The following is a 25,683-nucleotide window of genomic DNA, read 5'->3' as shown; positions in this document are numbered from 1 at the left end:
TCCTTCGTGTCGGGGTGACACGAAAACCTTCACATCGCAGGGGAATCGGAAGTAGTGCCTGCGGCACCGGTTGTGGATGCGACATCACCGGCCGGAACCGTGCATTCTGCATACGGTTCGACCGGCACCACCGCGGTGAGCACGAACTCGTCCGGATCGGCGACGGCGGTGAAACGCCCACCGGCATCGGTGACTCGGGCGCGCATATTGCGCAGGCCCTGCCCGTCGGAGGTGCGGGTGCGCGGGCCGTCATTGCGAATCAGCAAGTGCAGTTCGTCTTTCCGGCGGTGGCATTCGATATCGACGTAGCCGGCGTCGCTGTGCCGGAGAATATTGGTGATCGCCTCGCGGGCCACGGGGGACAGCACGGCGGCGCAGGCGTCCGGCAGTTCGTCGTCGCAGTCCAGGTCCACCACGATGCCGTGCTCCCGCAAAAGCTTGGCGGCGGCGGACAATTCGTCCACCAGCGACGCCCGCACGGTATCGGCGGCCAGCGCCCGCGCCTCCCGCTGGGCATCGGTGGCGATGCGCAGCGATTCGTCGATCTCGGCCGCCGCCCGCCGCGCGTCGAAATCGACCAGCTCGACGATCAGATCGCTCTTGAGCGCCAGCACCGACAGCGTCAGACCCAGCAGATCGTGAATATTGCGCGCCACCCGCAGCCGCTCCACCTGCAAAGTCGTCCGGACCAGCTGTGCGCGTGACCGATTCAGCTGATCGGACAGCAGCCAGAACTGCGCCAGGCCGAACAGCGCCAGCGTCGCCTCCAGCACCGGCAGCACCCAGCCCGCCTGAATGCCCGGCGGCGCTTCGGGTTCGGAGCAGAGCGCACGCAGCACGACCAGCCCGATCAGTTCGGCCGCCAGCCGGCCGCCGCGCTGGGTCAGCAGCACCGGAATCGCCAGGAAGGGCAGCCAGCCGCACCACGACGACTCCAGCCACGGCAGCGGCAGCAGCACGATGGCGGCCTGCGCCACCAGGATTCGGCTCGCCAGCCGGGGCCGGTACAACTGCGCCACCAGCGATCCGGTGAGCGCCACCCCGGCGGCGGCGACCGGCAGCCGATGCGCCGGAGCGCTCTCGATGGTCTGGGTGATGGTCCACGCGGCCAGCCCGATCACCATGGCGGCCATGGCCAGGCGGGGAGCGAGCCGGCTCACCGGTTCGGGATCGCGGGGCGCGCCGTCCTGCTCGCCGTGCACCGCCGCCGTCGCCCGCACCGTCTCGATCATGCGCCGGGTGGCGGCGGCGGTGCGCCGCACGGCTTCCCGCGCCCGTTCGGGCCGTTCGCCGAGTTCCCGCCGGGCGGTCCGCAGCAGGGCCCGCACCCCGCTGAGCTCATCGCCCAGCGCCGCGTGCAACTGACCGGCAACCCGTAATCGCTCCTGGGTCAGGGCGGCCCGGGCCAGTTCGTCCCTGGTCGCGCGCAGCCGGTCGACCAGCTCCGGCAGGCGCAGCAGGCTGTAGGTCACCACGCCGATCGCCGCCGTCGCCACCGCGGCATAGCCGAACAGGATCGGTTCGCGCCGCCAGTCACCGTGCAGGAAGCCGGAACCGGCGACGATCACCGCGAACGCCCACCAGCGCGCGCGGGCGGGCAGGCAGCGCAGGGCCGACGCGGCCAGCAGGCCGTCCAGATTGGTCGCGGCATCACCGAACGCCACGGGCAGATAGACCAGCAGCGCCTGCACCGGAAATACCCAGCGGCGGCTACGAACCCGCAATTGCGCCAGCGCCAGCAATCCGGCCGCCGCGGCGCAACAGCCGACGGCCACCATGCTCGCCCCGCCCACGAGCACGGACAGGGTGAAACTGACCAGGAAGAGATACCCGGTCGATCTTGGTAGTGGCGACACGCCGATGATTGCATAGTGCGGACGGCATCGGGAGCAACTCGAAACCCGATCCGGTTAGGAGCGACACACATGATCCGGGTTCTCGTCGCCGAGGACATGCGGCTGCTGCGTGACACCCTGGTGGCCTCGCTGGAGCTGGAGGCCGACCTCGAGGTGGTGGCCACCCTCGAGCGCGGGGAGGAAATCGTGGCGACGGCCATCGCCGAGCGCGCCGACCTGGCCATTCTCGATATCGACCTGCCCGGGCAGGACGGGCTCACCGCGGCCGCCGAACTGGCGCAACGCTTCCCGTCGTGCCGGGTGCTGATCCTCACCGCGCTCGCCACGCCGGGGCAGCTGCGCCGGGCCATGCAGATCGGCGTGCAGGGGTTCATCCTCAAGGACAGCGCCCGCCAGGAGCTGCTGCACGCGGTGCGCACCGTGGCCGGGGGCGGTCAGATCCTCGATTCGTCACTGGCCTCCACGGCGCTGCGCGCGCCGCGGAACCCGTTGACCGAACGCGAGATCGAGGTGCTGCGCAAATGCGCGGACGGAGCGGACCCGAAGGAGATCGCCGGCCAGCTGCACCTGTCCTATGGGACGGTTCGCAATTATCTGGCGGCCGCGGTCACGAAACTGCAGGCGCGCAATCGAATCGACGCGGTCCGGGTGGCGACCGACGCGGGCTGGTTGTAGCCCGCGCCGGCGGCGCACTCAGTAGGTGTGGCTGTAGCTGATCATCGAGCTGTAATCGTCGTCGTCGACGTCGGTGGTGGACCGGGTCACGCCCTGGGCGATGCTGGCCAGAATGCCCAGCACCAGGATCACCCACAGCAGGATCTTCCCGGCCTGGGAGACCAGCAGCGGCCGGGTGGGGGAAGCGGGCACGTATCCGGGCGGGAGAGTGGCTCCGGCCTCGGGCGCCGCGCCGTCGCCGAACACCTGCTTGAGGTAGGTCGGGGTGAGCATGTACCAGTAGGCCGAGGTGCGCACCTGATTGCGCAGCACCACCGTGGTGGCCTGGAACAGTGCGGCGGGCATGCGGCCGGTGATCAGCACGATCAGCCAGACGATGAACGAGATGACCATCCAGCCGGAGGCGAACCAGCTGGTCAGGATGAGAATCGGCAGCGCCAGGAAGAAGCGGAACAGCACCGCCAGCCGATTCAGCGGCGTCGCGTTCGGGAACCACGCGCGCACCGGGTAATCCGGCCCCGTCTCCAGGGTGAACGGCGGATACGCGTCCACCAGCAGCATCATGTAGCCGGAGACCCGCACGTTGTAGGCCACGTAGGAGCGCAGGAAATCACCCGCCCACTGCGGCAGCGCGCCGGTGAACAGCGCCGCGAACCAGCCGATGATCGCCACCACCGCGGCGGCGATCCCCAGCGCCCACAGCACGATCAGCTGCGGAATGGCCAGGATCAGGCGCAGCAGCACGGTCCAGCGGCGTTGCTGCTGCGGCGGAAAGACATCCAGTTCGACGACAGGTTCCGGAATCGGCTGGTAGGCCGTGGCATTGTCCATGACGACACCCTCGCTTCTGAGGCCGGTGAATCAGACGGATCGGTCATGCCCGTGCCGCCAGGGTCGCATACCGGCCGTCCGCTCACCCCGCGATTCCGACGCGTGTTCGCAACCGTGATCGGTACTCCCCGCGCCAGCGGGCGAAACCGGCCAGCACCAGCACGAAGAACACGCCGTACACCGCGCCCGAGGCGTACAGCCCCGACTTGAAAGCCAGCGGCACGCCGACCAGATCCACCAGCATCCAGATGATCCAGAAGTCCACCAGCGCCCGGCTCTGCGCGAAGGTCGCGATGGCGCTGCCGACGAAGATATAGGCATTGGCCCAGGGCGACCACGCGATGTGCAGCCACGGAATCCGCATGAACGCCTCGGCCACCAGCACCGTGCCTACCGCCATCGCGAGCAGCAGGGTCCAGCGTTCGCGCGCGGTGGCCGGGCGCACCGCCAATTCCACCTGCCCGCGGGTGCCGCGCGTCCAGGCCAGCCAGCCGTAGCCGGCCAATGCCAGGAACAGGATCTGCTTGAGCGCGTTGCCCGGCGCGTGCGCGTCCAGCGAAGCCGCCAGCAGCAGTGCGGCCCCGGCGATCTGCACCGGCCAGGTCCACACCGTCTTGCGCATGGCCAGCCACACCACCGCCAGCGACAGCAGATTGCCGATCGCGTCGGTCCACAGCACGTGCTCGCCGAACACCTCGAAACCGGCGTTCATCCTCCGGCACCTCCTCCACACTCCTGCACAGCAACGCAGCGGACCACCGGATCCGTCCCGAGGCATCATCGCCGACGCGCGCGGCGGCTCCGGCATCGAGGTTGCCCGCCGCGTCATCCGTGACGGATGAGGCCGCGGCGCCGGTAGCGGAGTTGGGTCGCGGGCATGCGAAACATGTTGGCACCCCTCGCGCTGGCCCAGTTCATCTGCAGCTTCGCCGGCTCCAGCATGAACGTGATGATCACCGACATCAGCGCCGACCTGCACACCACGGTCGCCGGGGTGCAGCTGGCCATCACCGTGTTCCTGGTGGTGATGGCGGCGCTGATGATTCCCGGCGGCGCGCTGACCGAACGCTGGGGACGCGTGCGCTGCTTCCGGCTCGGGATGTTCGTCTACGCGGCAGGGGCATTGACGAGTGCGGCCGCGCCCGGGCTGGGCATGCTGATCTTCGGCAATTCGATCCTGGAGGGCATCGGCACCGCGCTGCTCATTCCGCCGGTGTACATCCTGGCCACCCTCATGTTCACCGATACCGCCGCGCGCGCCGGGGCTTTCGGGCTGATCACCGGCATGGGCGGGGTCGGGGCGGCGGCCGGGCCGCTGATCGGCGGACTGATCTCGACGACGGTGTCCTGGCGCGCGGTGTTCCTCTTCCAGACGGTCATCGTGGTGGCGATCGCGGTCTGGAGCCGCGGCCTGGAGGACCCGTTGCCCGCCGACGCCCGGCACCCGTTCGACCTGGTCGGCACCGTGCTGTCGGCGACCGGCATGATCAGCCTGGTTTTGGGAATCATGCAGGCGGACAACAGCCTTGCCGCGACCGTGATCCTGATGGGCGCCGGGCTGGCGCTGCTCGGCCTGTGCCTGCTGCACCTGCGCGCCCGCGAACGCTCCGGCGGCCCGGCGCTGCTGCCGCTCGCGCTGTTCCGCAACCGCACGTCGAATCTGGCGCTGGTCATTCAGGGTCTGCAATGGCTGCTGCTCATGGGCATCTCGTTCGTGGTGGCGACCTTCCTGCAGGTCGTCCGCGGCTACAACGCCATCGAAACCGGCCTGATCACCACCGCGGCCACCGCCGGAATCCTGTTGAGCTCCTTGATCGCCGCCCGCCTGGCCCGCAATCACCCCGCGCGCACGCTCATCCGCTCCGGCTTCAGCCAGACCGTGCTCGGCCTGGTGACGCTCGTCGCGCTGGTCCGAATCTGGTCTTCTCCCTGGGCTTTCACGCCCGGCCTGCTGATCATCGGCCTGGGCGTGGGCGTCATGCTGACCCCCGCCGTCAATGTCGTGCAGTCCGCGTTCCCCGAGAATCAGCAGGGTGAGATCTCGGGTCTGTCGCGCGCCGTCTCCAATCTCGGTTCCGCCCTGGGCACCAGCATCGCCGGCACCATTCTGGTCGCCGGTCTGACCGCCCCCGACCGGGCCGGTGTGCTGGCCCTGGCGGTCCTGGCCGGTCTCGCCCTCACCGGGCTGCTGATCGCGCTTGCGCTGCCCGTATCTTCCGCACCTGCCACGAACTGAGCTGTCCCGGCCGATATTCCCCGGCAACCAACGGGTTATGGCCGTGCCGTCCGGCGCGCTGCTCCTTGCGGAATTCGCGGAAGTACTCGAACCGGATCATGAGCAGACCCGCGAGCAGCAGTGCCGCCGTCACGATCGCCCCCAGCGCCGCCCAACCCCGGAATCCCGACGCCGCCGCCGTGATGGTCAATCCGGCTGTTCCGACGGCGAGCAGGCATAAAACCAAGGCGGGAACTTCCCCTTCGTCCTCGATGGCGTCGCCAGGATGGGGATGCCAATGCTCTCCATTCGGTTTCACCGCTGTCACCCTGACCATGTTCTTCCTCCTCCGAAATGCGAAGCGATCTCCTCTGCTTTTCAGCATGCGCCCGAAGGCATGGCTACGCCTCAGTAATCTCGCGTTTTATCCGGAATCGGGCGTCCGAGCAGCCGGTATCGAGTACTTTCGCAACACGTTCCAGTTTGGGCTGAAGGGCTGGTCATGGCGGCGACGGACTACATCATCATCGGTTCGGGGAGCGCCGGGGCCATCATCGCCCGCCGGCTGGCCGATACCGGGGCGCGCGTCACGCTGCTGGAGGCGGGCGGGCGCGACAACTCCCGGCTGGTGCGCAAACCCGGAATGATCGGCCCGATGCACAGCGTGCCGCAATTGAAGAAGCGCATCGATTGGGGCCATTACACCGTCGAACAGAAGCACGCCCTGGGCCGGAGGATTCCGCAGACGCACGGCCGGGTGGTCGGCGGTTCCAGCTCGGTCAACGGCATGGTGTTCGTGCGCGGCAACCGGCGCAATTTCGACGACTGGGCCGCGGCGGGCAATACCGGCTGGGCATACGCGGATGTGCTGCCGAGTTTCAAGAAACTCGAATCGTTCGAGGACGGCGCCAGCGCATTCCGCGGCGGCTCCGGCCCGATCAAGGTGACTCGGGCGCGCGACCTGACGCCCGCCTCCGAATCGTTCATCCGGGCGCTCACCGAAACCGCCGGTATCGCACGCAATCCCGACTACAACGGGGCCGAACAAGAAGGCGTTTCGCTCTTCCAGCAGAGCAACAGCAATGGCCTGCGCTTCAGCACCTCCGTCGGCTACCTCGACGATCGGCCGAAAAACCTTGCCGTGCTGCCGAATACCCGCGCACTGCGCGTACTCGTGGAGAACGGGCGCGCCGCCGGCGTCGAATACACCACCGGGCGCGGCGTCGAGGTGTTGCGCGCCGAACGCGAAGTGATCGTCAGCGCGGGCGCTTTCGGCTCCGCCCAGCTGCTCATGCTCTCGGGTCTCGGCCCCGCCGACCATCTGCGCGCGTTCGGCATCGATGTCGTGGCCGATCTCCCCGTGGGCGACAACCTGCACGACCACTTGTTCGTGCCCATGAGTTTCGCCATGCCGACCGCCGTGCATCGCTCATCGGCGGGCTACTTCGCCGGCGCCCTGCTGCGAGAGTCCTTGCGCAACAACAGCACCTGGCTGGCCCGCACCGTCTTCGAAGCGGTCGCGTTCTTGCGCACCCCCTACGCCACCGGCGCGCCCGACCTCCAGCTCCACGTCCTGCCCTGGAGCTACCCCGGACCCAATCAGGACGCCCCCATCCGCCACACGCCCGACCCGCGCCGATCCCTCACCGTCCTGGTCACCATGATCTACCCCCAAAGCCGCGGCACCCTGCGCCTGACCTCGGCCGACCCCACCGCACCACCCGCCATCGACCCCAACTACCTCGCCGAACCCCGCGACCTCGACACCCTCGTCCACGGCATGGAACTGATCCGGGAGGTCATGGCCGCCGAATCCATCCGCACCGCCGTAGACACCGAAATCTCCCCCGGCCCCGCCTATCCCACCCGCGCCGCCCTGACCGCCGAAGTCCCCAATCGCGCCACCACCGTCTACCACCCCGTCGGCACCTGCCGCATGGGCGTCGACGAACACGCGGTCGTCGACCCCACCCTCCGCGTGCACGGCGTCGAAGCACTGCGCGTCGCCGACGCCTCGATCATGCCCAGCATCGTCGGCGGCAATACCAATGCCGCCACCATGATGATCGGCGAGCACGCGGCCGCACTGATCACCGGCTGAGTCCGGTCTCCTCGAGTGCCCCCACCGGCGGGGGCCACGAAACCAGGGTCTATGACCGGATTCCTCATCTCAATACCGTGATCCCCGCTGCCACCCGGCAGTTGATCAGGTCGAAAAGAATTGATGCAGAGGGAATTTCGATGATGAAGAAGTCATTCGCGGTGGCCGTCCTGGCCGGAACGCTGACCCTGGCCCCGCTCGCCACCGCACAGGCGGCCCCCGGATCGGCCGGCGCCGAATCCGTCGCTCCCGTCGCCGGTTGCGTCGAATTCCCCATCGGTGCTCCGGGCGGCTGCGACTTCTTCCAGAACGTTCTGCAAATCCTGAGCACCGGCTCGGCCACCCTCAGCTCCGGCACCAAGGCATCCTGACCTCGCACAGTCCGCATGAACGGCACCGGCCGGGGTCTAGCGGACGCGTTCGGCGACCCCGGTCGCCCGGTGCAGTAGCCATTCGAGCGGGCCGCGGTGGAACATTCGCGTCCAGCAGAAGGCGAACAGCATGATGAAGGCGCTCAGTCCGAGCAGGGCGGGCAGGGAATCGGCGGGCAGGGTGTGGAATCCGATGATCGCGATCACGGCTATGTGGAAGACGTAGGCCGTCAACGACATGCTGCCCACTGCGATCAGCGGTGTGGTGGCTCGGCGGAAGGTGCCGAAGCGGTCGCAGGCGATGACGCAGATCATCAGGACCACCATGGCGACGCCGGTGTTCGCGATGATGGACAAGGTGGTTTCGCTGTGCGGGGCCGCGACCAGCTGGTAGCGCCAGCCGGGCTGCTCCGGGGACAGATCGGACCACCAGGGGGCGTCCAGGATTCCGTTCGCGGGAACGGTGCCGGGGATCAGGCGTAATGCCAGGGCCGATCCGGCGTAGCCGAGGACCGCCAGTGCGGTGCCGGTCGCCAGTATGCGCCGACGGATCGCGCCGGCGGACAGATCGAGGCGGGCGATCGCCATGCCGGCGATGACGAACGGCAGCCAGGTCAGTGCCGGATAGCTTCCGGTGAACAACAGGCCGATCACGCCGCCGGGGGCGTCGAGGGGTTCGCCGCGGGTGCTCGCCCAAGCCAGGGGGTCGAACCGCTCGACCGTGCCGAACCATCGGGGTTCGGGATCGAGCAGCTGAAACCACAACTGCGGCAGCACGATCGCGCCGATCGCCGCGATCACGGCCAAGGTGGTGGCCCGCAGGCGATACAGCGGCAGGGCCAGCAGGAAGAACAGTCCGTAGTAGGCCAGGATCACTTCCACGTCGGTGCCCAGCGCGGTCAGGGCGGTGCCGAGGGCGAGCAGGATTCCCGCCCGCACCAGCACCTTCACCACGGCCTGCCGGCCCGCCCGCCCGGACTTGGGCGCTCGTCGTCCGAGAATCAGGACGAGTGAGAATCCGGCCAGGAACGCGAACAGCGCCGAGGATCGTCCGTGCGTCAGTTCCGTCAGGAAACCGAGGACGCCGCCTCGGGCCGGATCGGGTCCCACGTGCGCGGCGTACATGCCGAGCACCGCGAGGCCGCGCGCCAGATCGACACCGAGCAGGCGCGCGCCCGTACCCGCGACCGTCCGGTGGTCCTCGCCCGTCGCCAGCGCGGCACCCTGCTCGCCGCCGAGGGCCGCGGAAGCGTTGTGTGTCATGGCTTTCAGCGTCGATAACGCCCAGGTCCGGCGGTATCCGGCGGGCGTCCGGAAGACCTCGCCGCCCGGCTGCCCGTCTTCCGCCGATCGGCTGGATCCACCCCGCCACCCGGCTGCTGTTCAGGTCGCGTCCGGTCCGGTGAGCTGGGCGGATCTAGGCTGGCGGGGCAGAAAACGGTTGGTCGTGACGCGGGAGTGGGTGTAGCGGGTGATTCGGGTGCTGGTCGTCGACGACGAGGCGCTGGTGCGCTCCGGTTTCGAACTGATCCTCAACGCGGCCGCCGATATCGAGGTGGTCGCGACCGCGACCGGTTCGGCGGCGCTGGACGCCGTCGAACGCACCCGCCCCGACGTCGTCCTGCTCGACATCCGCATGCCCGACGTCGACGGGCTGACGGTGCTGCGCCACCTCCGCGAACTGCCCGATCCGCCGGTCGTCGCCATGCTGACCACCTTCGACACCGACGAATACATTCTGTCCGCATTGCGTTCCGGCGCAGCGGGTTTCGTCCTCAAGGACACCGAGCCCGAACAGCTCGCGCAATTGACGCGCACCCTGGCGGCCGGCGGCGTGGTGCTGTCCCCGAAGGTTTCGGCCGCGCTGCTGCGCACCATCGAACCGAGCACGGCCGCGGCCATCGACGCCGAGATCGCCCATGTGCGAAGGCTTTCCGAGCGTGAACGGGCCGTGCTGGTGCTGCTCGCCGAGGGCCTGCCCAACGCCGAGATCGGTCAGCGCCTGCACCTGAGCGTCGGCACGGTGAAGGACCATGTCAGCGCCATCTTCACCAAACTGCGCGTGACCAGCCGAGTCCAGGCCGCCCTGCTCGCCCAGCGTGCGGGCCTGCTGTCATGACCCGCTGGTCCGCCGCTGTGACCCGGCTGCCGCCCTGGCTCATCGACATCCTGCTCGTCGGCGTCGCCGTCACCGACGTGATCGTCGACGGCGACATGATTTCCCCCGCCCACTACGTCATGGCCGGCATCGGCTGCTTCGGCCTCCTGCTCCGCCGCCGCCGGCCCCTAGCCGCCTACCTCCTCACCCTCCCCGCCAGCTGGATGCTGGCCTACCTCGCAGCCCCCGCCATCGCCCTCTACACCCTGGCCGACCGCACCAAGAACCGTGCCCTACTCGCAGCCGCCGCCCTCACCACCGCGCTCGCCGCCTCCGCCCCCTTCCCACCGGGCCCCGTCGCCGACCGCCCCGAAACCCTGGTCAGCTTCGCCTATTCCCTGGCCTGGGCCGGCGCCCCCGTCCTCCTGGGCCAGCTGATGCAAACCCGCCGCGAACTCTCCGCCCGCCTCACCGAAATCGAACAGGCCCGCGACCACGAACGCCACCTACACGCCCAGGCAGCGCTAGCCCGCGAACGCGCCCAAATCGGCCGCGAAATGCACGACGTAGTAGCCCACCAAGTCAGCCTCATAGCAGTCCGAGCCGGCGCCCTCCAGGTAGCGGCCCCCACCCCCGAGGTAGCCGAAGCCGCCCGCACCATCCGCGGCCTCAGCGTCGACACCCTCGAAGAACTCCGCCACATGGTCACCCTCCTACGCGCCGCAGGCGGCCAAACAACAGACCTAACCCCCCAACCCACCCTCGCCGACCTCCGGAAACTCCTGGCCTCCAGCGGAATCGAAGTAACCCTCACCGGCGACCTCCCCACCGACCTCCCCGCCCCCACCCAACGCACCATCTACCGCACAGTCCAAGAAGCCCTGACCAACGTCCGCAAACACGCCCCCGGCGCCACCGCCACCATCCACCTCACCCACACCGCAGACCACGTCTCCGTAACCATCACCAACACCGCCCCCACCCGCCCCGCCGTCCCCCTCCCCAGCTCCCACCACGGCCTGGTAGGCCTCACCGAACGAGCCGAACTACTAGGCGGCACTTTCACTTCCACCCCAACCCCCACCAAGGGCTACCGCGCCGAACTCCACCTACCCCGCTGACCAGGCCGCCCGGCCACCTTTCGAAAAGGAACCCATCCCACCGGCCTCCAGGTGAAAGTCCCTGGGTGTTTGAGCGCGCCGGGCCCTGGGTACAGGTGTAACTGCGCGCTTTGGCGCAGGTCACCCATGAAAAGTGCCCCCGGCAGGAATCGAACCTGCGACCTAGGGATTAGAACGAGGTGTTGGTACTCGACGCTACTGTCTGCTGTCAAGTGCAATCGAAAAGGCATGTCCATCTGTCGAATTGCCTATTCGATGACTATGTTCCGCGACTGGACGCAATCCCGAAATACGCCGGCGAGCAGTGAATTTGGTGGGAGTTTGTTGTGCCTTGACCGGCTTGGCGGTGTCGGACGCAGTACCGACGCGGGTGGCCTGACCCAGCTGGTCAGGTCACGGTGACCTGGGCTGCCGTGCTCGCACCGCACCAACTGATCTGGCCGCAAGACCTGCTCGAAGACTTCCTGGCCAGACAGCGCCAATAACCGAACCGAAGTGCCACCGCTGCGCCAGCGACGAGAGGCGACAGAGGTACGGTCATCGACTGCTTCCGCCAACGTCGACGCGCGACGGGTCGACTTCATTCAAAGGGGTACTCTGAAAAACCTGACCGACGACCGTACCGGCTTCGCGCGGCAACTGGGTATTAGCGAACTTTTCCTACCTACACCTTGGCTCGACTGACAATCAACTGGGCAAGATTTATGGTGTTCGCAATAGACGGAGCATCAATGGCTATTAGATTCCCTCGATCACTTGCGTCGTCAAAGCCGCAGCCACTGTCACGTACCATGGGTACCAGGCAATCCGCGACGTCGCGCGTGGTGGCAAAGAACACTACGGGATACGGTGACCATGAATTCTTTGAAATATGTCCTCGGCAACTCGCGGCGGTGACACATCCAATAGAGTTTAGAGCATGTGACAACCCCGCTACCCCCAATTCGAGGCCCTCTAGTATCGAGAAGTCATCTTCCTCGAATAAGTCAGATATCTCGTTATCGTGGAATTCTGCTCCGAAGTTATCCAAAAGTAGATCTTTATCGTCCGCTTCGATAGCGCGTGCCATCCGCTCGAATTCTGCTCCAGATCGCGATTTCCGGTCAATCCATCGAAGGGCCTCCACTTCATTCGCTATTACGCGGATAGCATCCTCGCGATCATCTGACACACGCCAGGTCTCACGGAAATATCCGAACCCCTCGTCAGAGATATCTTCATCGCCCGGGAGTTCGTAAATTGCCGAAGTCGGTAAGGATGGGTCGACATTAATTGAATATTTCGGAATCATCGTTACTTTCCTTCTGTAAGGCACTCGGCGCTGATCTGGGTCGCATGCAATTCATCGCTAGCTTTCTCGTGTGGATTCTCTTGGTCTCTGCTGCTTGGATTATCGAACAAGGCTCAACATCTGTGACATCGGTGCAGCCGATACCGGTCGGAGGCAGCTGGCCACAAGGTCGCAGCTCCACCGCTTCGCGGCCTGCACGTTCACTCCGTATCCGGCGACCACACCACCTCATCGATCCTGTTGTTAGTCAGCGGATGCGGGCCGTCCACAACCGGAGCGCGCGGCCCGGAGGTGCGGATTGATTCCGAACCGCACCGGATTAGACTGCGCCACTGGGTAAATCACCGCCTGTACTAGAGGTGCACGGTCCGCGGACATCGTATTCAGACCAGTGCGAGTCGCGCACACGATTGACGGCCGATCCTGGCGCGGTACGGTCTTGGGTATGCATACCTACGACGACAAGGTCGATCAGGTCGTCAGTAATCGCATGCGGGCGGTCCCCAACCGTGACACTCGTCCAGAGCTGAGACTGCGATCCGAGCTGCATCGAATCGGGTTGCGATACAGGGTGAATCAGCGACCCGTTCGTGGCATCCGTCGAAGCGGCGACATCGTGTTCGGCCCGGCGCATGTCGCCGTCATGGTCGATGGGTGCTTCTGGCACGGCTGTCCTGACCACATGCGCCCGTCGACGCGGAACGCCGCGTTCTGGTCGAACAAGATCGAAATCAACCGACGTCGGGATCGTGAGACCGATCAGCTCTTCGGCGATGCTGGCTGGCTCGTGATTCGAGTGTGGGAGCACGAGGACGTCCAGGAGGCTGTGGCTCGGATCGCCGCGATAGTCGCGGCACGCCGAGCCGTGGCTTTGCGCTCCAGTGTCTAGGTCCGAATCCCAGTCGGCGCGTAGGCCGAAACGGCGTGGTGAATGCTCCGGAAGATGACTCGAAGCCGACACACTGATACCCATGATGCGGGCGTGCCATAGTCCCCCGTACGATTCACCGATCGGGTAGGTTCGGTGAGTGAGAGGATGTCATGTCGTGCCGACATCGGTCGAGCTGTTCGCGGGGGGCGGAGGGATGGCGCTCGGCATGCAGATGGCTGGATTCGAGCATGAACAACTCGTCGAGTTGAGTTCGTCAGCGTGCGATATTCTTCGAGACAACGCCAAACTTAAGCCGGAACTATGGAAAGAAGAGAACATCCGAGAAATGGATGTCCGGCAGTGGCTGAAAGAAGTACCGAGGCTCGGCCTACCTTCTGAAATAGATTTGATCGCCGGGGGGCCACCTTGTCAGCCATTCTCAGTTAGCGGGAAACGTGCCGGAATGGACGATGAGCGTGACATGTTTCCAACCGCCGTCGAAGCAGTCCGCATACTCCGCCCTAGAATGTTCGCTTTCGAGAATGTTCCCGGTTTGCTGCACACGAAAATCCGTCCATATTATGAATATATTCGCACCTATTTAGGGAAACCAAGCGTTAAGCCTCGAAAGGGAGAATCTTGGGAAGAGCACTATCGTCGCCTTATTGACGCGCGCGATTCCGGGTTGCGATATCACGTATTCATGCAAGAGATGAACGCGGCCGATTTCGGTGTACCGCAGACGCGCAAGCGGATATTTTTGATCGGATTTCGTTCGGATGTTCTTGATCCCGACGCCTGGCGCCCGGTGCCGGTCACTCATAGCGTCGAGTCGCTACTTCGCTCGCAGTGGATCGATGGAGATTATTGGGATTACCACGGGGTTCGCAAGCCGAGCACCCCACCAGCGCTGAAGGCTCGCGTGGACGCGCTGCGGCGATCCATCGCGAAGGGAGTTGAGTTCGACAGCAGTTCTCCGTTGGCTTTGAACCGATGGTCTACCGTGCGAGATGCTCGTAGGCGTGACGGTATCAGAGGTCTGGCCGAATTGCCCGAGCCGGTCGATTACCAGGAGAATCTTCAGTTCGCCAACCATTGGGGAATTCCCAATGCGCGGATATACAAGGGCCACACCGGAAGTTACGTTGACTGGCCTTCCAAGGTTCTAAAGGCTGGATCTCACGGTGTTTGCGGTGGCGAGGCCATGATCCGCTATCACTACGACGTACGGGAAGTGCGGAACCGGCTGCGCTACTTCACAATCCGTGAAGCAGCGCGAATGCAGTCGTTCCCGGATTACTACGTGCTTCCCGGCAGTCGGACAGCGGCGATGCGCGCACTCGGCAATGCGGTGGCGGTCGACGTCGCCACCGCAGTCGGCAAACATCTACTCGCGCTTACGGGTGCCGAAGCGAGTTTGGACACTTAGCGAAGCGATCGTCGCTCCAGTTCCGTGGCGACCTCCGCCAGCCATCGGCTGAGTTCCCGCACTCGACGACCCTGAAGGTAGACGCCGGCCTCGGCATGCTTAGACATCCCTCCAGGGGTGAGGTTGGCTGAGCCGAGGTAGGCGCGTTGGTCATCGGCTACGGCTGCCTTGAAATGCACGCCAAGACCTCCTTCGTCCCATGAACACACACGAATAGTTCCGGGAGTGCGCTCGTGCATCGCTCGCAATGTCTCGACCGCGCTGACGTTCGCTGCCGATGCCGTCTGTGTCTGGAGTGCTCGTGTCATCACCGTGACATGTCCACCGTTGACCAGCAAGCGCTCGACTGACGGACGTAGCGTCTCAATAGTCTCCGTATGGAGGTACGGAGCCGCGATCACGATCGACCGCTGTGCGGACGACACAATCTCGGCGATTGCGGCCGCCGTACTGCGAGGCCGAGCATTGGGACCGTGGCGTTCGACGACGCTGTCGAGCGTCGCGCGCAGAAACTCCGGAACGGTCAGCACAAGCTCCCAGTGATCAGCCGCCGCCATTTCAGTGAGTACCTGTGCCTGTGCGAGCCGCACCGCGGCAGTAGTCATAGCGCGGTCATCCTTATCGAGGATGCCCGCGTACCGCAGTACTGGCCGAACTAGACGAACATCGGTGACCGCAGCTGACAACGTCGACACGATCACCTCCGCCTGCACGCCGTCGACCGCAAGTTCGGCCAGTTTGCCTGACAGCCCCACAGGGTCGCTGGCCTGCGCCATCAGGGCTTCGAGCGGCCTCAATGATTCCAGTACGCCCGCCACCGAACATCCCCATACCCGTGCGGGTTCGGCGCGACCGGACCGTCGTCCGAATAGACCGTGCCGAACAGTAGATTGCGGTCGAGAGCGGTATTGAATCGCGCGCACGCACCTTCGAACACGTGAAGGCATGCCGCGCACGCGCCGCCGAAGGTCTCCCTGCAGGGAGGGTCGAACACACAGCGGGCCTCGACGTCAAGTTCCCGCAGAGCGTCGTCGAGATCGTAGCGATACACATGCTCAAGCCCGCCGAGGGTGAACTCACTCCTGGTATTGGCATATACCAGGAACGCACAGTTCACCGGAAACAGATACTCGGCCAACGAATCCGCGTTGAGACCGCAACGAGTGGCGAGGGATTTCATCACGCGGTGTGACATCGAATGAACGAGCCCCAGTACCGCTTCGGTGACTGCGTCGCCCGGGGGATTGAAGATATCCGTGACGGGCGTGAGCACTTCGAACATCCATTTTCTCGCCTGAGCGATTGTCGTCACGCCAGGGTCATCGATCATGCCCGAGTCGACGAGCCAGCGGATAACCTCAAGCTGGTCGAGCTCAAACAGCAATCCTTCGGTCTCGGTTCGGATCCCGTAAACGGGAAATCGGTTGCTCTTCTTGTCATCGAAGAACCGGAACCGCGGCAGAACCTCTCTGTAAGGCGTAACGAGCTTGGCCTTGGGACTCAACCGGGTATAGCCGGCAATTAGATATGCGATCGGTAGCTTCGGCAACAGCGTGACTTCGGAGAGGCCGTACTTGCGCAGCAGATCTGGGTGCTCAGCATACGTTGCTTCTAGGGCTCTGCCCCGCTCAACGGAAAGCAGCTGGGCCGACGTTACCGGTGCGGGAGCCGCTCGCGTCAGGGCGAGCTGGATGCACTCCTCGCCGAGTGCATCGATCACTTCCGGAGACCGTCGGAGAGACTCGATGGCCTCCGCCCAGGCCGGCGTATCGGCGCGCGATTTCTCAGCTCGCGCGAGAAGACCGTCGTACATCGGATCACCAGGTTCGAGGCCCATCGTGACGGCCAACTCGTGAAACTTGCTGACCGCGTCATCACCGCTAGTTCCCCCCGCGATTCGCAGCCCTTCGAGTCCTTCGGGAAGCTTTCCGATGCATTGCGCGACCGCCGCTCGGTGGATCTGATCGTTCGCCAAGGAGCTGTAGTCAGCACGGCTAGGCGGGTTCAGGACGGTGATCTGCTGGGGGTAGTGCAACTCCGCTCGCGGTACGCGTCGGAGTTCGACGCGCCCTTTTTGGCAAGTCGCGCACCAGTTCGCGACCGCGCGGCCTGATCGCTGTCCGCAGTCGCACCACCACCACCATTCCGCCGTTCGGAACGAAGCCGTATTCCGCAGCCGCATGGCGGTGGTCCGATGACACTTCTCGCATTTCGGTGGCTTGATCTCGGCGAGATGGCCGCACTCGTGCACCTCCGCCCACGGGAATTGGCGTAGCTGCTGTCCACATCCGCGGGGACATGCGGGTGGTTGCTCACGAAGTTGGACATGACGGAAGGCTCCACACTTCGGGCAAATGAACGTATTAGGGAACCGCTGTGCCTGCAGATCTTCTGCTTTTACTAGCGCGAATTGCCCGCGCTGGAGAATTTGTGTCGTTTCCTCGTAGCCAGTGTAGGGCTGCAGGAGCCGCTTCAATTGCGGTGCGACCCATTCCTCAGGGATGTCGAGGGAAGTGGTCTGGCGTGGTGGAAGACCGACTACGGATGTTTTGGCGCCCCAGTTATAGGGCTGCTCAGGCATGTGACGGTAGAGCGCCTGAATGTTAGTTCGGCTAAGTGTTTCATGCGACATGACAGGTGGTCCTTCGCTAGAACTCGTGGGATGCTCTGCGCACCTTCAGATTTCGCCGTAGATGGTCAGCGGTTCCTGCACGTCACGCAAGGAGCGGGGTACGGCGGGATGGAGCAGCTCGGGCAGTCGCTTCTGGTTCTTCGCACGCAGCGGCGTACTGGCGAGGAGCTCGTCGACCCAAGTCTCGATGACGTCGCGGTGGACCTTGAAGAATTCGCTAGTGCGGTCGATTCCGAATCCCGTGGTCAGGTCGTCGACAAGGGTGTCACGGTCGATCACGCCCGCATGAACGGCCTCGACGAACGTCGTCGCATCGGCCAGGCTGCGCCGACGCCTGCCACCTGTGATCCACTTCCGGTCGTATACCTGCAGCAGCCAGGCCATCAGTCCTCCCGACAACAGCCTGCGAAGAACCTGCACGGAGTCCCGGTTGACCGGCACCTTGTGCACCATACGATCGAGATACATGATCCACTCGGCGTAGCAGCGATAGAAGCTGGAATCCCGATCACGTTGGGGGTTGGCGACGTTGACGACGAGACCGGGGTGGCGGCGTCCCACGCGGGCGGATGCCTGGATGATCTCGGCGGCTTGGGTAGGTGTTCCGACCAAGGCCATGACACCGAGTCTAGGGACGTCGAAACCGTGGCCGATGGCCTTCGTCGCGGCGATCAACTTGACGCGGTCGAGGTCATCAGTTTCGCTGGGATTGACGAGTCTGTTCACCGCCATTTTGATCGCGCTCGGCTCGGAATCGCCGTTGATCGTGACCAACTGATCGTGACGCCTGAAGTGGTCGATAACGCGGCGTTCTCGCGTGATCGTGTTGAGATCCTCAGTCCGCAAGCAGTAGGCGACCATCACCTCGTACTCGTCACGCCCAGCTCGGGCGATCGCGGCTACAAGGTTCGGATCATCGTCGTCGAGTCCAGCCTCACGGGCCATCACGGATGGTTTGGTGAAAAGGTCCTCGGCCCACATCCGGTGTTGCTGCACGACTTCAGCCGTGGCGGTCACCATGGTGCCAGCCCGAGGGCGGACGCCGAGGTACAGGCGCATCGGCACGTCGGTGTTGGTATAAGACCAGAACGTTTCGCCAGCGATCGGGCCGTTTTCGGGAAAGCGGCGTGCCTTGCGGCGGTAAAGGTGTCTCACTTGCGTCTCGTAGCCCTCGATCGTCGCCGTGGCGCCGACGATATGCATGGGCGGGTTGCCGAACCGTTCGCTGATCGCCTGTAGCAGTGTCTCGTACATGCCGTCGAGCGCGCCGAGGCTTTCCTCGAGCAGGTGCAACTCATCGGCGATCTCAAGTCTGATGTGACCGAATCCGCTACCAACCGGTTGCTCGCGTTGCTGACAGCCGAAAACACCGCAAAAGGATGGGTTCGTCCGGTAACCGTGCTGCGGGCATCGTGAGTGGGCTCGCCCGAGCAACACCTGGAACTCCTTGTTGAGTCCGAGCGCGGCGAGCTTATCGACCGTCCCGACGAGTACCGATGGCGCGTAGCGATAGATGTCGTCGTCGACACTCCATACCGGCAGATCGCCGCGCAGTTCACAATTGGGGTTGCGGCACGTATGCCACATCGTCCACGGGCGGTCATCGAACCGCATTTCAAGCCTGCTCCCGCAGACGGGGCAGTTGTGCAGAATTCGGCACATCTCGGCTGTTTCCGACGACCGCGGGTCAACACCGCGGAAGTATGGATCGGTTCTGTCGCGCAGCTTGTTTGGCGTGTTTCCACCGCCGGCGAAGAAGCCGATACTGAACGGATCGCCGTTGTTGATCTCAGGGTCGGCGCGGCGAATCACCTCCGCTTGTAGCACCATTTCGGCGAATCGCTCGGTCTGCTGAAGGGCGAGCAGACGAAGCGGAAACCTAGCCCACACCTGGGCACCCGCAGTCGTTCCCGTATAGCGGCCGAAGAACAGGGTCACCAGCATTAATCCGAGATATGACTCAGACTTGCCGCCACCGGTCGCGAACCAAACGATGCTCACGTCGGTATGCGCTGCGGGGTCGACCATGCCGGGCAGACAGCCGATGATCCAAGCGACTTGGAACGGATACCAGGCCGTGATCCGCTTCTCACCCGCGCCGACACGCCGCATCACTTCGTTGGCTGCGACGAAGGCCTTGCAGGCTTCACGGTTCGTACGCAAAACATCGACGCCCGCGCGGATCCACTCGACTTCGCCGCGGGCCTTTGCCGCGTCCTCGTATGCCTGCTTTATCGAGTCGTCGGTCCACATGTCCTCTCTAGCAAGCCGTTCGAGATTGGCGTCGCTCCACTCGCGATCGACCCATCGCTCAAGCGCGTCGAGCAGTGCGGACGCCGCACCGACTGGATCGCTGATGAATCGTTCGAAACGGGTGTCGATCTGCTCCGTAACTCCTGAATCGTTCACGATCTCGGTGCGTGGGTAGGCGCGGAAGGTTTGTCGCTCGGCAGCGAATGCCGTGCTGAACCGTGTCGCGCCATTCGATTCGGTTCGGACCGGGCCCGCATGACCGAAAGCGCGAACGGCGCGCTTGTAACGGCGCGCGCCGCCAACCTGTTCAAGGTCGTAGGGCGCGATATCAGCCGTCGTCTCCGCGACTAGCTCAACCTCGTAAAGCTTGGTGTCGATGCGGCGGTCATCGTAGGGCCTACGCCCGTCGATCAACTGATCCTGCGCGGCGGGTGTGCGGTTGACCACTGTCACCAGCACCTCGGATTGGCCGTCAGCGCGAGGACTAACGTCCACGCGGATTGCCGCTCGATGCTCCGGTGGAATCACCACCTCAGCGGGGATCAGGTTGTCCGCGCAATAGCGGGTCCAGGTTCGCTCGTCCAACAGGTCGGCATCACGGGGGGCCGTGCCCATCGGATTACGTCGCCGGATCGGTCTGAAGTATTCGGCCCCAACGGGAAGCCGCCGCGCGGCACGCAGCGCGTGGGAGATGGTGTCCTCGTGGTAGTGGCGTGATTGGCGGCGCGTCGTGTCGATATCGACGCTGACGGAGATCGGTTCCAGCTGCACCTTCGTCCACGCGGACACGATCGGCCGGGCGTCTTGGCTACTTGTGTCGAGCGCGGCCTCGCCGCTCTCATCCTCCCGCTGCGGCGCCGTCTGTTCGTTCAACGTCGGAAGCAGACCAACGTAGTACGCGCATCCGAACCGCAGTTCAAGGTGGATGTGCGGATCCTGCGTCAGGAACGAAAAGCCTTGCGCTGGTGGAAGAATCCTATTCGGATCGTCGACATGACGGTCGGCTTCCCGCCGCAGCGTCGCCTCAGATGCAAGCATTCCGAGCCACAACCGGCCACGGTCGTGATCACTGGTCAACCGGACACCAGCTGGATAGCCGCTGCCGGTGGCTTGGGTAACGATTCGCTTGACCAGGGTGCCGAGTAGGGCGTTCTGCTGGTCGGGGTTAAGGGTGCCGACGCGCGGCATGGGGCCGTTGGCCGCCATGAGCTGGTCCTCTCCGGATGGATGGATTAGTGAGCGGCCACATAGCTCGGCCGTGGATGGGAACGTCCGGTTGGTCCTCGCGTGCCCTGTTGAGAGTTGGTTCAGAGAGTGTCGCTATTCGGTTGTGGAGTGCTTCACGCAATGCCCAAGAGTGTATCGCGTGTTTCCGACAAGTCCAGGCTCCCTGGACAATTCGGTCATTCCGACGACGCCGTGCCGCTATGAGGAGGAGTAGCGACGAGAGCGCCGACCGCCGAGACCGGCACCCGCGCGAGGGAATGGTGGACACCGCGTACACGGTGTACGGAGATGGCGTCCATCAGATCGGTCACGTAGACGCGCGCGTTGTCGTCGTCGAGGATCAGTTGCTCACGATGCGATTCGATGCCAGTCAGTCGGCGCGTAATCCAGCTGCCGATCCGCTTGTGGGTCTTGTGGATCGTCGCCAGTGCCCAGGCGATCTGTTTCGCTTGGGTAAGCAATTGGTCATCCTCGATCGCGCGCGCGAACCGTGCCACATCCTCGGGATCTCGTGGCCCGTCGACGGTTCCACGTATCCACGTACCGATCGTCCCCGCGGACGTCAGTGTCGTTCCCGTCATTCGACTCAAGATCTGTTGCTGCGTTAGACCGCTGATCGACTGCCTACCCCGGGCGGCGCGCGTGTGCCAGAAGTCGATCCAATGTTGTAGGCCACTGTAATACGGTGTCTCCGCCAGGCGCTCGACCAGTGTCGCCAGTAGGTCTCCCCGTGCACCATGGTCGATCAACAACACGATGTCGTCGAGCCTCAACGCTTTCGCCGCGATGCGTTCGACCTCATCGTCCTGGCGCCGCGCGACGAGATCGTTTGGTTCGACCAGGAGATAGCAACGCCCTTCGGGGCCGTTGTCGAGTTCGATCGTGATGACTGCGGCCGTTGGCTCGCCCCCACCACGGATCGAGGTTCCGGACGCTTCCTCCTTCGGCAGGGTACCCGCGGCTACCTGCCGTCGTAGCGTCGCCGCGATCGCCGAATCGAATGGCTCCCACGGATCAACTCGCGAATTCCAGCCATGGTTCGCATCCCGGCTCTCCGATTGCCCACGAAACCGAATCCCGCCCACGCGAGCCGGGTTCGACGCTAGGCCGCGAAGTCCCAGGCGGGCCGCGCACTCACAGACACCTCGTCGTGCGAGTTCGGCCATTTCCGCCCTCGCTGCTGTCACCTGCGCGGCGATACGCCGGCCTTCGAAATCACCCGCCGCGATCACCCGCAACTCCGTCGCGGGCGGTAACGCGAACACGCCCGATCGGCTTCGAGGAATCGGTCCGGGAACGCATACTGAGGACGGCTCCCGGGTCAGGGCCTCGCCCTTGGCGAGTTCACTCAGCGTCAAGATCCACACGTGCTGCGACCATCCATGCGGCGTGTCCGGTGACTCGTCGAGCGCCTGTCGTGTCGCCCACGATGCCGCCCGGTTCTTCACCACGAGCGTTCCGTACACGTTGTCCGACACAAGCTCGGTAACCCATTCGGCGACGCGCTGGGTTCGACTTCCGGTTGCCGCCTCGACCAATAGCCGTTGAAAGGCGGTCGAGAGGTCATGCCAATGCCGCGCGATCTCGCCACGAGCATTCTGGGCGAACGCCGACGCGATCGACGGCGCCTCCATCAGCTTGATTGCCGTCGGGTACGGGCCAACGAACTGGTCGTACCGCTCGGGCTCCGCAGGGAGCAGTGAAATCGTGTTCAGCACGCCCCAGGCCCACCAGAGCTCCTCCGCTGGCCGACCGTCGAGGTGCGTCGTGTTCGGGATAACACGGCCAAGGTCTCGCAGCAGAGTCCAGACCTTCTCCAACGCGGAATCGAGATCGGGACTGCCGCTTGCGATTTCGATTTCAACATCACAAGCCGCACTGGCGCCCAGGAACGACCGATCAACGATCAGAGCACCTGACCTCGCCCTGCCCGTGGGCGTCGAGCAGCCATCCGAGAGTGCGGAAACCCGGTCGGCGGACCACGCGTGGACGAGACCCCCATGGGAACGAATTGTCGTTAACGAAGGATCAAATGGATCGGTGGTCATGTAAACCATTGAGCTGGTGCGGTACCGGCGGAGGGCATTCTCAAGAGATTGCGGAACCGATGCGGATGCATCGATGACGATTGCCTCGAGAGCCGGATCCACAACAATGAGGCGGTCGAGGCTACTCGTTATGTGTAAGCGCCCCAGGCTGTCTCGCGGTGGGGCGCCTATGGTGCGGACGTCTCCCTCGATTCCAATTGCGGTACGCGGCACGAAGTCCGCGAGCCGCTGATTCTCGATATAGAGCTTGTCGTAGAGGACACGAGGAGCAAGATTCTTCGCCGCAAGGCCAACTTGAACGTCGAGCCGCCGCGACCGCCTGATCGCGCCAACCAGCGATGCGGCACCAACCAGCATCGGCGCCGACGTCCCGGCGAGCGGGAAAACAAGCCCTAGCGGGATCCCGCGGTCAGCCGCCGCGTCAACAGTGTTCAGCAGCTCCACATCCAACTTCGTGGCTTCGAACGGCCGCGGGCGGTCGTCGCCACCAACATGACAGCGCAGTGTGCCGTCCAAGACCGACCCCGCCAGTCCATCCCCGCCCATGTGCTCGAACGCCCCCGAACTCATGCGAGCAACCGTATCTGAGGAGGGTGACGGCCGGCTATGCCCGCTCGTGGTCGACTAGTCATCCGTCGGTGCCCACAGAAAGCGCCTCGGCACCAGTGTCGCGGCGATCTTGTCCGGGGCATTCGCCACGCACGCGCGAAGGCGGCGCAGTGTTTTCGCTCGACGGCGCTGAGGGTGTGCTCAGGCCGCTGACACGGGGTTGTTGGGCGGTCGGCAAAGCTCCTGTCACCGAAGTCGGCCAGCGGAAATACCAGGCGGCCAAGCATTTTCGGGGCACGACTGCCTAGGCCGCAACCTTGACCAGTCGGGCGGTCCCGCATGATCCACAGGTATAGCAGGTGCCGGCCTCCCCGGCGCCAACGGCACGTTCACGTGCACAACTCCGACCTCAGCAAGCGAGTCAGCGGCGCACTGCAATACCTCCGTTTATGCGCACACCGCTCGCTGTCGGCGTCGATGTAGACGTGGACCCACATCCGGACAAAATGGCCTTCGACCAGGCAAATGTCATGACAATATGATACTATAGTGTCATGACGGATTCGTTGTTTGACCCCTTCGAGGTCATGCCGATCACCGGTCACCGCCCCCTACTGTTGGACTTGTTCTGCTGTGCGGGTGGGGCTGCGAAGGGCTACCACAACGCGGGGTTTGAAGTAGTCGGCGTCGATCTCGCGCCGCAACCGAACTATCCGTTCGAGTTCCATCAAGGCGACGCGCTGGAATTCTTGGCCATGCGCGGCCATGAATTCGCGGCGGTCCACGCCTCGCCGCCGTGCCAGCAGTACACGTCGCTGCACGCGTTGCATCCGGACAAGACCTATCCAGATCTGGTGGCCGCGACCAGGGAGGCGCTCGACACGCTGGGGCGGCCCTACATTATCGAGAACGTCATGTCTGCGCCGCTACTGCGGGCGCGCTCGATCATGTTGTGCGGGGCCATGTTCGGGTTACGCACCTACCGGCACCGCCGCTTTGAAAGCCGCCTCGCCCTGGCTGCCCCCGCCCATCCGGAGCATCGGGTACCCACCGCTACCCGCGAACGGCGGAAGCGGTGGGCCGAAGGCTGGAACATCTCGGTCACCGGTGACGTCGGCCGCTACGTCGGCCCCGAAGCTATGGGCATTGACTGGATGAGCGGTGACGAATTGTGCCAAGCGATCCCGCCCGCTTACACCGAACACCTGGGCTATCAACTTCGTGTCGCGGTCGATCGCCGCGGACGTAACGAAACTCGCTGTCAATCGCCCGAATGCGGAGCCATCGTCACTCAGCCTGCCACCGGCCGTCCCCGCCGATTCTGTTCCGCCGTATGCCGAGTTCGGCAGCACCGCATCCGAATGCACGTGAATGTGTCATGACGAATGTGACAATCCTTGTCATGGCACCCGATGAAACCAGCGCCCGACGGCGTACGATCCGGATCCCCGACGAGGAATGGAACGCTGGCATGGCCGCCGCCAGCCGCAACGGCGAAACGCTGTCGGCGGTCATCCGCCGCGCCATCACTACCTACGCCATGGACGGAGCCTCCGAACTCGGCAACTACCAAGTCGAATACCGTGCCACCTCAAGAATCGCCCTCGGCGAAGGTCCTGTAGTCGTCACCGGCATCCACGGAGACCTCGATACGATCCGCCAGCTCTACCCACCGACCAAGTGGCGCATCGAAGAACGCGACGTCTCACCTTATCGCGCCTCGAAGCGCAGCCGATGATGCTTCGGGTTGTGCGTAGATGTCCCCGGACTGCAACATGCGGACACCAGTCCGTAGTCACGTATCCGCCCCTTTTACCCCGCCGACCAGCGGTTTTCGAGGTGGCGTCTGGCTGGCTGGTGCACGGACACTAAACACCCCCCTGCGGGAGCATTTAGTGTCCGTGCACCAGCCAGCCAGACAGTTGAGAGCATGAGGCAGGTCAGCAGGACAAACAGGGGCACAAGATGAGGACTGAACGAGTGAGAGAGACTGGACGGGAGGCGAACTGGATCGGTTGGGACTTGACGAAGAGAACCGGCACGGGGGAGAGGCACTAGCTGAAGGTTTGGGGCTGCTGCAGGGCTAGGTGACAACCGAGATGGCTTGCCGAGGGG

At 64.5% G+C, this 25,683-nt stretch carries 20 protein-coding genes; 10 read left to right on the top strand and 10 right to left on the bottom strand.

What is annotated here, in order from left to right; genetic code table 11:
- Window positions 1–29 precede the first annotated feature (29 nt).
- Complete coding sequence (locus NY1_RS18530; RefSeq protein WP_067714647.1) at window positions 30–1,856, bottom strand: sensor histidine kinase; 1,827 nt, start codon at window positions 1,854–1,856, stop codon at window positions 30–32.
- A 69-nt stretch (window positions 1,857–1,925) separates the two neighbouring features.
- Here NY1_RS18530 and NY1_RS18525 point away from each other — a divergent pair, with 69 nt between their 5' ends.
- Entirely contained in the window at window positions 1,926–2,531 is a 606-nt protein-coding gene (locus tag NY1_RS18525) for a response regulator transcription factor (protein WP_067714644.1), read from the top strand.
- Window positions 2,532–2,549: 18 nt separating this feature from the next.
- Here NY1_RS18525 and NY1_RS18520 read toward each other — a convergent pair whose 3' ends face one another.
- Both NY1_RS18520 and pnuC read right to left on the bottom strand, forming a co-directional pair.
- On the bottom strand, window positions 2,550–3,362 hold the full coding sequence (locus tag NY1_RS18520) for a DUF4389 domain-containing protein (protein ID WP_067714641.1): 813 nt from the start codon (window positions 3,360–3,362) through the stop codon (window positions 2,550–2,552).
- Between the two features lie 82 nt (window positions 3,363–3,444).
- Window positions 3,445–4,074 carry a nicotinamide riboside transporter PnuC gene (pnuC, locus tag NY1_RS18515; protein ID WP_067714638.1) on the bottom strand — a complete coding sequence of 210 codons (630 nt, stop codon included), beginning with the start codon at window positions 4,072–4,074 and terminating at the stop codon, window positions 3,445–3,447.
- Between the two features lie 165 nt (window positions 4,075–4,239).
- Between pnuC and NY1_RS18510 the strand changes: the two genes are divergently transcribed.
- On the top strand, window positions 4,240–5,598 hold the full coding sequence (locus tag NY1_RS18510) for an MFS transporter (RefSeq protein ID WP_067714635.1): 1,359 nt from the start codon (window positions 4,240–4,242) through the stop codon (window positions 5,596–5,598).
- Here NY1_RS18510 and NY1_RS43030 read toward each other — a convergent pair.
- Window positions 5,540–5,914 (bottom strand): hypothetical protein, encoded by a 375-nt coding sequence (locus tag NY1_RS43030; RefSeq protein WP_157762322.1) that lies wholly within the window; start codon window positions 5,912–5,914, stop codon window positions 5,540–5,542. The genes NY1_RS18510 and NY1_RS43030 overlap by 59 nt on opposite strands.
- A gap of 165 nt (window positions 5,915–6,079) precedes the next feature.
- Here NY1_RS43030 and NY1_RS18500 point away from each other — a divergent pair, with 165 nt between their 5' ends.
- A complete protein-coding gene (locus NY1_RS18500; protein ID WP_067714628.1) occupies window positions 6,080–7,678 on the top strand; it encodes a GMC family oxidoreductase in 1,599 nt (532 codons plus the stop codon).
- Between the two features lie 140 nt (window positions 7,679–7,818).
- Window positions 7,819–8,049 (top strand): hypothetical protein, encoded by a 231-nt coding sequence (locus tag NY1_RS18495; RefSeq protein WP_067714625.1) that lies wholly within the window; start codon window positions 7,819–7,821, stop codon window positions 8,047–8,049.
- A gap of 36 nt (window positions 8,050–8,085) precedes the next feature.
- Here NY1_RS18495 and NY1_RS18490 read toward each other — a convergent pair whose 3' ends face one another.
- Window positions 8,086–9,312, bottom strand: coding sequence for a DUF418 domain-containing protein (locus tag NY1_RS18490; RefSeq protein WP_067714622.1), 1,227 nt, complete (start codon window positions 9,310–9,312; stop codon window positions 8,086–8,088).
- Between the two features lie 208 nt (window positions 9,313–9,520).
- On the opposite strand from NY1_RS18490, the gene NY1_RS18485 reads away from it, so the two are divergent.
- Window positions 9,521–10,168 (top strand): response regulator, encoded by a 648-nt coding sequence (locus NY1_RS18485; protein ID WP_067714619.1) that lies wholly within the window; start codon window positions 9,521–9,523, stop codon window positions 10,166–10,168.
- Window positions 10,165–11,268 (top strand): sensor histidine kinase, encoded by a 1,104-nt coding sequence (locus NY1_RS45115; protein WP_067714616.1) that lies wholly within the window; start codon window positions 10,165–10,167, stop codon window positions 11,266–11,268. Before NY1_RS18485 ends, NY1_RS45115 begins: the two co-directional genes overlap by 4 nt.
- 664 nt (window positions 11,269–11,932) lie before the next feature.
- Here NY1_RS45115 and NY1_RS43025 read toward each other — a convergent pair.
- A complete protein-coding gene (locus tag NY1_RS43025; RefSeq protein WP_157762321.1) occupies window positions 11,933–12,559 on the bottom strand; it encodes a hypothetical protein in 627 nt (208 codons plus the stop codon).
- Window positions 12,560–13,004: 445 nt separating this feature from the next.
- Between NY1_RS43025 and NY1_RS18475 the strand changes: the two genes are divergently transcribed.
- Both NY1_RS18475 and NY1_RS18470 read left to right on the top strand, forming a co-directional pair.
- On the top strand, window positions 13,005–13,448 hold the full coding sequence (locus tag NY1_RS18475) for a very short patch repair endonuclease (RefSeq protein WP_084535094.1): 444 nt from the start codon (window positions 13,005–13,007) through the stop codon (window positions 13,446–13,448).
- 157 nt (window positions 13,449–13,605) lie between these two features.
- A complete protein-coding gene (locus NY1_RS18470; protein ID WP_084535093.1) occupies window positions 13,606–14,859 on the top strand; it encodes a DNA cytosine methyltransferase in 1,254 nt (417 codons plus the stop codon).
- Here the strand turns inward: NY1_RS18470 and NY1_RS18465 are convergent.
- The 4 genes from NY1_RS18465 to NY1_RS18450 all read right to left on the bottom strand — a co-directional run bounded on the left by NY1_RS18465 (window position 14,856) and on the right by NY1_RS18450 (window position 23,535).
- Window positions 14,856–15,677 (bottom strand): phospholipase D-like domain-containing protein, encoded by an 822-nt coding sequence (locus NY1_RS18465; protein ID WP_169815370.1) that lies wholly within the window; start codon window positions 15,675–15,677, stop codon window positions 14,856–14,858. The genes NY1_RS18470 and NY1_RS18465 overlap by 4 nt on opposite strands.
- On the bottom strand, window positions 15,653–17,491 hold the full coding sequence (locus NY1_RS43765; RefSeq protein ID WP_169815369.1) for a DUF8724 domain-containing protein: 1,839 nt from the start codon (window positions 17,489–17,491) through the stop codon (window positions 15,653–15,655). Before NY1_RS43765 ends, NY1_RS18465 begins: the two co-directional genes overlap by 25 nt.
- A 45-nt stretch (window positions 17,492–17,536) precedes the next feature.
- A complete protein-coding gene (locus tag NY1_RS18455) occupies window positions 17,537–20,950 on the bottom strand; it encodes a P-loop NTPase family protein (protein WP_067714608.1) in 3,414 nt (1,137 codons plus the stop codon).
- 197 nt (window positions 20,951–21,147) lie between these two features.
- Window positions 21,148–23,535, bottom strand: coding sequence for a DISARM anti-phage system protein DrmE domain-containing protein (locus NY1_RS18450; protein WP_157762320.1), 2,388 nt, complete (start codon window positions 23,533–23,535; stop codon window positions 21,148–21,150).
- A gap of 587 nt (window positions 23,536–24,122) precedes the next feature.
- Here NY1_RS18450 and NY1_RS18445 point away from each other — a divergent pair.
- Entirely contained in the window at window positions 24,123–24,950 is an 828-nt protein-coding gene (locus NY1_RS18445; RefSeq protein ID WP_067714603.1) for a DNA cytosine methyltransferase, read from the top strand.
- A gap of 20 nt (window positions 24,951–24,970) precedes the next feature.
- Complete coding sequence (locus NY1_RS18440) at window positions 24,971–25,306, top strand: hypothetical protein (protein ID WP_067714600.1); 336 nt, start codon at window positions 24,971–24,973, stop codon at window positions 25,304–25,306.
- Window positions 25,307–25,683 lie beyond the last annotated feature (377 nt).

This window comes from Nocardia yamanashiensis NBRC 100130, from assembly GCF_001613325.1.
GTDB classification, from domain to species: Bacteria; Actinomycetota; Actinomycetes; order Mycobacteriales; family Mycobacteriaceae; genus Nocardia; species Nocardia yamanashiensis.
The sequence above is the reverse complement of the archived record's forward strand: the minus strand, read 5'-3'. Positions and strand labels throughout refer to the sequence as shown.

Excerpts from the sequence above, each read along its gene's own strand:
- NY1_RS18525 (WP_067714644.1), top strand. The coding sequence starts at position 1,926 with ATGATCCGGGTTCTCGTCGCCGAGGACATGCGGCTGCTGCGTGACACC.
- NY1_RS18520 (WP_067714641.1), bottom strand. The coding sequence starts at position 3,362 with ATGGACAATGCCACGGCCTACCAGCCGATTCCGGAACCTGTCGTCGAA.
- pnuC (WP_067714638.1), bottom strand. The coding sequence starts at position 4,074 with ATGAACGCCGGTTTCGAGGTGTTCGGCGAGCACGTGCTGTGGACCGAC.
- NY1_RS18510 (WP_067714635.1), top strand. The coding sequence starts at position 4,240 with ATGCGAAACATGTTGGCACCCCTCGCGCTGGCCCAGTTCATCTGCAGC.
- NY1_RS43030 (WP_157762322.1), bottom strand. The coding sequence starts at position 5,914 with ATGGTCAGGGTGACAGCGGTGAAACCGAATGGAGAGCATTGGCATCCC.
- NY1_RS18500 (WP_067714628.1), top strand. The coding sequence starts at position 6,080 with ATGGCGGCGACGGACTACATCATCATCGGTTCGGGGAGCGCCGGGGCC.
- NY1_RS18495 (WP_067714625.1), top strand. The coding sequence starts at position 7,819 with ATGATGAAGAAGTCATTCGCGGTGGCCGTCCTGGCCGGAACGCTGACC.
- NY1_RS18490 (WP_067714622.1), bottom strand. The coding sequence starts at position 9,312 with ATGACACACAACGCTTCCGCGGCCCTCGGCGGCGAGCAGGGTGCCGCG.
- NY1_RS45115 (WP_067714616.1), top strand. The coding sequence starts at position 10,165 with ATGACCCGCTGGTCCGCCGCTGTGACCCGGCTGCCGCCCTGGCTCATC.
- NY1_RS43025 (WP_157762321.1), bottom strand. The coding sequence starts at position 12,559 with ATGATTCCGAAATATTCAATTAATGTCGACCCATCCTTACCGACTTCG.
- NY1_RS18475 (WP_084535094.1), top strand. The coding sequence starts at position 13,005 with ATGCATACCTACGACGACAAGGTCGATCAGGTCGTCAGTAATCGCATG.
- NY1_RS43765 (WP_169815369.1), bottom strand. The coding sequence starts at position 17,491 with ATGTCGCATGAAACACTTAGCCGAACTAACATTCAGGCGCTCTACCGT.
- NY1_RS18455 (WP_067714608.1), bottom strand. The coding sequence starts at position 20,950 with ATGGCGGCCAACGGCCCCATGCCGCGCGTCGGCACCCTTAACCCCGAC.
- NY1_RS18445 (WP_067714603.1), top strand. The coding sequence starts at position 24,123 with ATGACGGATTCGTTGTTTGACCCCTTCGAGGTCATGCCGATCACCGGT.
- NY1_RS18440 (WP_067714600.1), top strand. The coding sequence starts at position 24,971 with ATGGCACCCGATGAAACCAGCGCCCGACGGCGTACGATCCGGATCCCC.